The sequence below is a fragment of the Moorena sp. SIO3B2 genome (assembly GCF_010692525.1).
GTDB lineage: Bacteria > Cyanobacteriota > Cyanobacteriia > Cyanobacteriales > Coleofasciculaceae > Moorena > Moorena producens.
This window is the reverse complement of the sequence record NZ_JAAHHE010000225.1, coordinates 2,777-10,351: the sequence shown is the minus strand read 5'-3', so window position 1 is coordinate 10,351 and position 7,575 is coordinate 2,777. Positions and strand designations below refer to the sequence as shown.

The window sequence follows — 7,575 nt, the reverse complement described above, 5'->3', positions numbered from 1 at the left end:
GGAAAGGAGAGATAGCTACTAATCCCATCGCTATCCATGCTGTCAAATAGGACTTAAAAAGTTCCAGACAAAGCCAGTAGATACAAGGGAGTGCCAACAGGCTGATTAAGACAGGTAAGCTTCTGTTGATGCTTACAGAATCCCCTAACCACTGAAACCAAAACCGTGCTATTAAAAAGTAGATGGGCGGATGATGTTGATCTTCTGTTACCAGCCCATTGAGAGTGTCAAAAAATTTTTTTTCATGATTAACACTTTGATACTGTCTTAGTTCTTCAACTCCAATTATGTGACCCGTAAATACTTGTTGAATTACCTCCGGTACCGTATAACCAGAAATTCTTAGTAAGGTGTAAGTCTCATCATGCCAATAAGCTCTTGTTTCAAGATTACAAAATCTAAAAAATACCCCTAATATCAATAAAAAGATAATCAGTAATTTTAACCAATTTGGTGGAAGTATCAACCTGGTTTTGATGATTTTATTCATATAACATATCTCATCATATATTATTTATGTTTAATAAAAATTATTTGATATTTTTTATATTATAGTATCATTATGACCTAGATTTAACTGTGGTTTATGTTATACCTATATACAGGTATACAGGTATAAAAATACTTTATTAAAACCTATTTACCTATACATTTTTTGATAAATTGCTTGACAGCATTATGGTAATTTAGCCTGATAGCCTTGAAATAGCCTGCTCTGATAGTTTTGTCTTTGATCAGATGCATAAACTTGAGAAGTTTAGTTATAAATGATACATTATTGTTTAATCTTAAAAATTCCATGGGTTTCCCCCCCATTTTGCGATCATACCAAGACAACAACATGCCTTGCTTTAGAAACATAAATGGTGTCAGCCCATCATATTTAGCATTTGCTGCTAGATGGGTAGGTAGATTAGGATTCACCTTTCTAAATGCCTCGGTGATCAGTGCAATGCCATTTGGTTTTAGCATGGAGTGTATATCTCCAATAGCAGCAAATGGATCACTCAGATGCTCTAGCACTTCAAAGGATAAGACTACGTCATATTGACTAGATAGACATTGGTTGTAATCACTTATAATAGTTATAGATTCATCTAATAAACCATAATTAGCAAACCGTACTTATGCTACAAACCAGTGACGAGACACGGTATTAGACACGGTAAGGGCGATGGATATCTCGCGAGATAGGTACGTCCCTTTCCATGTCCCGCCGTGTCCAATACCATTTCCTACCCATGGGTCAACCTCTCTCAAAACCGTTGTTTTATTACGCTCAGTTCAATAATCCAGTTAACTGTGAATCTACACTTAGGAGTCTAGCTTATTTTGCCACCCTAGAAAAAAATCGTAGAAACCGCTCAGATAGCCTTATCCCTTAATCACCTTTTTCGAGGCTTTGTACAAAAAACCCCTAATTCTCTTGAGGCATTGAGAGCGAGATATTTTCCATCTTAGAAAATAGTACCAATACCTTATCCGCCAAAGAACACTAGGTCTTCTCGCTAGCATGTATTCGTCTTGTTTCTTAGCATGGATATCTTTCCAACCTAATCCATCAGATAAGAGAGTGCGGAAAAGACTTTCTGAATTAACCCATTCGCCAGCCACATCTTCACCAAATGGTCCAGCTGAGTGATAGGGGAATGAATACACTTCTTCTCCAGTAGTTGTACTTATCGGCCAATTATGATATGTTGTTGCAACACTCGAACCATTAACAATTTTAAAGGCATCGTAATTTCCAAGGCTCGCCAATAAAATAAACACTTCAATAGAATGCGATTCAGCGGAAATGTACTTAGGTCGAATGTCATTATTTAAAAGTGATCGAAGGATCACATGGTCATAATGCTCGATATCGATCTTGACGTAATAGGGATATCCGTGTTCGTAAAAGAGCTGATTGACAGTTTTTCCAGGTAGGAAGACTTTTTCGTAGTTTTCAGGTTTATGTGTGGGAGCAGGAAACTGGCTTAGCACATGTTTAGTTTTATGTATGTAGAAGGGAACGCTTGTAACTTCATTAGCTGCTGTCAGAACACAATTCTCAATAACTAGTTTCTGTTGTTGAATCTCGAGTGCGAATCGTTTCTGCATTTGTTCACAAAGGATCGGATTGGCCTCGACAGCAATAACGATATCGGCTTTCTTCAAATAATAAGGGACATCATCTCCGTTATTAGCACCGATATCATAAATAATTTTTTTGTTCCCATTTGTAATTGAAGTCATTACTCGCTATTTATTTATATCCTTTACGGTTCACACTTCAATATACTTTATATTAACGATACTATCAGGATATTTTGATGGCGGAATACATTTTGCTCTGTCTCTAACTTGAGGATATTTACTTTGCCAACTTATTCTTTATAATAGTTTTTTAGTCTCGGTATTTAATTCTCTAATGAATCTCAGGTAAATACCCATTTTTATTGATTTTATATAATTATATCTTATTATGTCAAAAATAGGTAATTAATTTTGTGCACCTGCTTATTAAGTTTATTGACTTATTATGCTGAGGGGGTGACCTGACCCCTAAAAAGCTTAGTATATAAGGCTTTGATGTCAATGATATCATGGAAGATACAGTCCCAAATTAACCCTCGATTCATTTTATGGAAGCTCAAAACCTTATAACTACGTCCAAGGTCGCGCCCAAAACAGAATGTATATTTTTGTAACTTATGGGCTAAAATTATTACTGGGTAATAATTTCAGCTTGCATGTCACCCCCCCAGCTTATTATGACGAATAATTTATTTGGTTATCACTACTTATTTAGACAGCATATACCCTGTGAAATTTTAAGTACAGAATCTTGGTTATTTGTCAAAAAAAATTAGATGCGTTTGCCCTGATTACCGCTACCGTCACCTAGCATGAGAATTTTGATTTGCTTAGGATCTAATCCCCACTTTTCAGTGTATAAGCTGATTCGGTTTAGTGCTGACTCAGTCCATTTTTGTCGAGCAGGGTTTATCCAGAAAACAAGGGTTTCAAAGATAAATCCGTAGCTCTCGCGGTAGAGTTGCTCCATATGTTCGTCATAGTGGTGGGGTGTTACCTGGAAGACAGGTATATCCTGTAGGACATTCCAGCCCAGATTCATACCTTCCATCCATACTCTGTGTCTAACTTCTTGCTCCGATAAATCTGTAAATTTAGTAATTTCATTAACGATATCTTCAAAGGATAAAGGAATATGTGATGCTATGTCTAATTTCATGATTACTAGAATTTTTTGATGACGTTTTAAACTAATTTTTTTATTATTTAAATACTACTTTTATATCTAACTAATTCAGGATTGAATTATTTTTTAATTAATCATGAATTTCTGATTAACGTCTTTGTCCAGTTCACTAATGGCAGGGAGGACAATCCCTGACTTACCTTCGCCTTAAGACTCAGCTTGGGTACAAACAGTTTTGGTGTAGACTTTACTAAGTGAGCTTGAGAAGGTCTAGTCAGTTTTTGGTAAACCAAACAGGCTCCTACTCCTAACTGATGGTGGGAATTAGCTGCACAAATTCTGATCGGTAATAAACCAGACCATCTTGCTAGTATGCTTAACATTACTTTTGTGAAAATTGTAGCTTTTCCTACCACTAATAAAAATCCCGATTCAGGGAGTTGTGGTTCAATCTCTACCAGAAGCTCCTTGATAGATAGCAGCTTATCCGGCAAATCCACCATTACCATCTGAAATTGTTTGCCCCCTGTCAGCTCTAAAGGCAGACTTTGTAGCTGAACCTGGTCTTTAACCTCAACCTTGGAGCACCAAGTTTTGACATCTGCTAAAGCTTCTGTAGTATTAGCATAAGTAATATCTAACCGTGGCAAGTCTGCTAAATCTGACAGTAGCTCTTTATTTCTACCTTTCCAGTAGAGAAGTTTGATTCGAGAGTTAAGCCGATGGATTTCTTGAATCAGCTCGTAAATTTTTAAACGAATGACAAATTTTTTTTCGTCTATCGGCTGATTAATGTGCAGCACCCGTGTGTCATGTTCTAAACGGAAAGGCGGCTCAATCTCACCCTGTAAGATGTAGCGGTAGAACTTTTGCTGTATTGCTTGTTGACTGTAGCAATCTATCAGCTTTTGATGACCTGCTATAGCAATTTTTTCTGCTTGCTCAGGATGCTTTAGATAAAACTCAATCTTATTCAGCAGCTCATTTTCACTATCATAGCACTCTAGGTGAACCCCTTCTTCAAATAGAGAAAATAAACCTGACTGAGGACTGAGACGGTCTGTTAGTAGAAAACCTCCTGCCATGAGTACCTCAAAAATCCGGCGATTTGTATCTCCATTTAAACCACAATTCAATACTATCCGGGACTTACTGTAGTCCTCTAAGGATTCAAGATATGGTTTGCGACTGATATCAATTTTGACGCCATTATCCTGCAGGAACTTTAGTAGGTTGCTGCGGTAGACGTGCAGTGATGACTGAGAACCTCGGAAAATAATATCGTAGGATTTGGCTTCCTTCTTCTGAGGAACATAGTGGTCAATGACAGGAGTTCCTGGTAACCAGAAGACATTTTTCAGACCTGCTTCCACAAAGAAATGTAAATGTTGAACCCCCTGATAGACCCAATGGTAATCACAGTCAAAGCTTTGGCAGTATCTAATGATGCCACTTAGAGACCCATCACCCCAGTGAAAAGTATCCCCAATTTTCATGACTTTTGGACATGTTAATTTATCAAGTCCTCGCGGCATGAAGTGCATATTCCTGGCAGACATCTGCACTAGATCAGGATAAAAATCACTGGGTAATTTATCTAAAATAATATCAATAGAGAATTCTCCCATTGGGACGGGAATAGCTTTACCTGCCTTTACAGCCTCTGGCGGTGGATTAGGGCAAGCAGTTAATATTTGAGGGTCATTTTCTCTTAATCGATTCAGATTGAACTGAGAAATTGATACAGGACCAGAAATAATACGTAGTTCCTTAATCATTAAGGTAGTGCCACAAATTGAGAGGTTGTCATAGAATCAGCTACTTTTTGAGCCAAAGCCTTTAGAGTGCTATGCAGTTGGTGCCATAATCAAGGCTTGAGCCTGCACTAAATCCTCAGGGGTATTAATCTCCAAAACTGCCCTTTCAGTAAGACACACCCGAATGGCAAATCCATGTTCCAGTACTCGCAACTGCTCTAAGCCTTCACACTCCTCTAGGAGTGTGGGTGACAGTTGAGCATATTTGCTCAGGAAATCTCGCTCAAAAGCATAGAGTCCGAGATGGTGAAATACAGGTGCATCTCCAGAATTACGGAAGTAAGGAATGGGAGCGCGGGAAAAGTAGAGGGCGTGACTTTTGCGATCGCATACGACCTTGACTGAGTTAGGGTCTTGATAGTTTGTTGCCATATCCAGAGGACAAGCAAGAGTCGTCATTGCAGGAAACTCCCCTTTGAGATAGGGACTTACCAGCTGGGTCAGCATCTGAGCAGTAACAAAAGGTTGGTCTCCTTGGACATTGGCTATTGCCGTCATTTCCGGATAACGTTGAGCTACTTCTGCAACCCGGTCAGTACCAGTAGCATGGTCTGAGCGAGTCATTTCTACCTCTCCCCCAAACTTCCCCACACAATCCGCAACTAATTCAGAGTCAGTGGCAACTACCACCTTAGTGAAATCAGGACAACGTTTAGCTGCTTCATAAACCCTCTGCACCATTGGGCGATCGCCAATCATTGCCAAGGGTTTGCCAGGAAAACGAGTTGAATCATAGCGAGCAGGAATAACGGCAAGAATATTCATAAACTAAGTTACCTAACGGGTAATATAATGACTGTTATTAAATTTATCAGTAGCTTTTTTTAACTCTCGTAAAGACGAGAAATAACTGGAGTATTGCCACAGGTTTGGGCGTAAAATAAATTATCTAAAAATATACTTTATAGCTTTCCAATCTACCAATATCTCTTACCCAAAACAAAGACTTGATTATGATTCCGAGACCGCAGTTGCTGATTATGGGTATGATTTCGCCCCCCTAACCCCCCAATACTGGGGGGAAGGAAACTCTCAAAGTCCCGCGCCGCCCAATACTGGTGGGAATTAGCGGATGCTTCGATTTTTTACAGATGGGGATTTAGGAGGCAGTAGCAAAATAATACAAATAAATTCATACTTAAATTCAGCAACGCCTTATGATCTATTTGTAAATGCTATAGCTAAGTCTACTAAACCAGGGTGAAAGCATCAGACGTGATAGTTGTTGCTTGCACCCGATTTAGTAAAGCTAACTGTTCACCACCATTGATAATCCAGGTATCATTGGTATTGGAACCAGTACCTTGAGTGATTGTCAGCTGCTCCCACCTTAAACCACCAGATAGTGCCAGCCAATCTTCACCAACTACAAAATCAGTAATGGTCTTAGTTCCCTCTCCTGGGGCTAAGACAAATATGTCGTCACTAGCACCTCCAGTTAGTAGGTCATTACCACCACCACCATTAATGATATTGACATCTCCATCACCTATTAAAATATCGTCATAAGGTGAGCCAATCATGTTTTCAATATCATTAAGAGTATCTTCACCACTATTAGTATTCAGAATGCTGTTGTACCAAACATCAGCAACCTTTCCATAACCTTCTACATTGGGGTGAACACCATCTGGCAAATCACTGGGCACTAAGGCACTGTAAACATCGACAAAAGTTACGTTTTTGTCTTCCTCGACCTTGTCACTGACAATATCGGGTATAGATAAATTAAAATCTATGCCCTGCTGTTGTTGTGCTGGAGTTGGAATAAAATCACTGTCCGGTTGCTCTGGATTTGTACCAAGTGGTGGGATTGAGCTTACCAAAAGCTCTGTATTTGGTAACTGATTAGTAATCTGATCAATCAGATTACTAAGCCGTAATGGTGCATTGCTAACATCGTCACCTTTGAGTATGTCATTGGTGCCGATCATTAACAGCACCATATCTGGCTGATAAGTGTTTAACCAACCATTAACATTATTGGCAATATCACGAATTCTCCATCCCCCAAATCCCGCATTGTCTTTATCAAAGCCATCGGGTCCAGTAGACCGGGGGCCAACAAAATCTATGTTGAAACTATCATCGACTAATAAATTCCACAAATCATCACGGTAAGCTGCTGTATCTCCCCAATCCCGACCAGGCAAGCCGAAGGTGTTGGAATCACCTAGGGGCATAATCTTAAACGGCGTGTCAGGTGAAGTGGCAAATTTGTGAGTGACGATATCAGTTTCCAGGTTGGCAATGATAGAGCCGTTTGCCTGAACATAAGTTATAGTATCAATTCCGTTGCCCCCATTAAACGTGTTGTTACCTGTACCACCATTAATTACGTTGCCGAAGTTGACAGTTGGTGGGTCTAGTTCAGGCTCAGCCTCAGGAGTTGGGGTCACAGATGGTGAGACCGGAATCAAATCAAGGTAGTTGATGTTGAAGCCCCCACTCAGTACATCCAGGCGCAATTGATGAGTCCCGGCACTGAGGCTGAGCACTTGGGAAGACTCGATCGTCTGCCAAGTTCTCCAGCCACCAGTGTTGCCCAAATTC

The 7,575-nt window shown here is 39.5% G+C and carries 7 protein-coding genes; all 7 read right to left on the bottom strand.

Annotated elements, in window-relative coordinates; all coding sequences use genetic code 11:
- The coding region (locus F6K38_RS28710) for a glycosyltransferase family 39 protein (protein ID WP_502709607.1) at positions 1 to 490 on the bottom strand (490 nt) is incomplete at its 3' end.
- A gap of 146 nt (positions 491 to 636) precedes the next feature.
- A complete protein-coding gene (locus F6K38_RS28705) occupies positions 637 to 1,080 on the bottom strand; it encodes a class I SAM-dependent methyltransferase (RefSeq protein WP_287247503.1) in 444 nt (147 codons plus the stop codon).
- Between the two features lie 294 nt (positions 1,081 to 1,374).
- Entirely contained in the window at positions 1,375 to 2,238 is an 864-nt protein-coding gene (locus F6K38_RS28700; RefSeq protein ID WP_287247467.1) for an FkbM family methyltransferase, read from the bottom strand.
- 613 nt (positions 2,239 to 2,851) lie between these two features.
- A complete protein-coding gene (locus F6K38_RS28695; protein WP_287358472.1) occupies positions 2,852 to 3,238 on the bottom strand; it encodes a hypothetical protein in 387 nt (128 codons plus the stop codon).
- A 101-nt stretch (positions 3,239 to 3,339) separates the two neighbouring features.
- A complete protein-coding gene (locus F6K38_RS28690; protein ID WP_287358470.1) occupies positions 3,340 to 4,983 on the bottom strand; it encodes a glycosyltransferase family protein in 1,644 nt (547 codons plus the stop codon).
- Positions 4,984 to 5,052: 69 nt separating this feature from the next.
- Complete coding sequence (kdsB, locus tag F6K38_RS28685; protein WP_071107466.1) at positions 5,053 to 5,787, bottom strand: 3-deoxy-manno-octulosonate cytidylyltransferase; 735 nt, start codon at positions 5,785 to 5,787, stop codon at positions 5,053 to 5,055.
- A gap of 425 nt (positions 5,788 to 6,212) precedes the next feature.
- The coding region (locus F6K38_RS28680; RefSeq protein ID WP_287358467.1) for an SGNH/GDSL hydrolase family protein at positions 6,213 to 7,575 on the bottom strand (1,363 nt) is incomplete at its 5' end.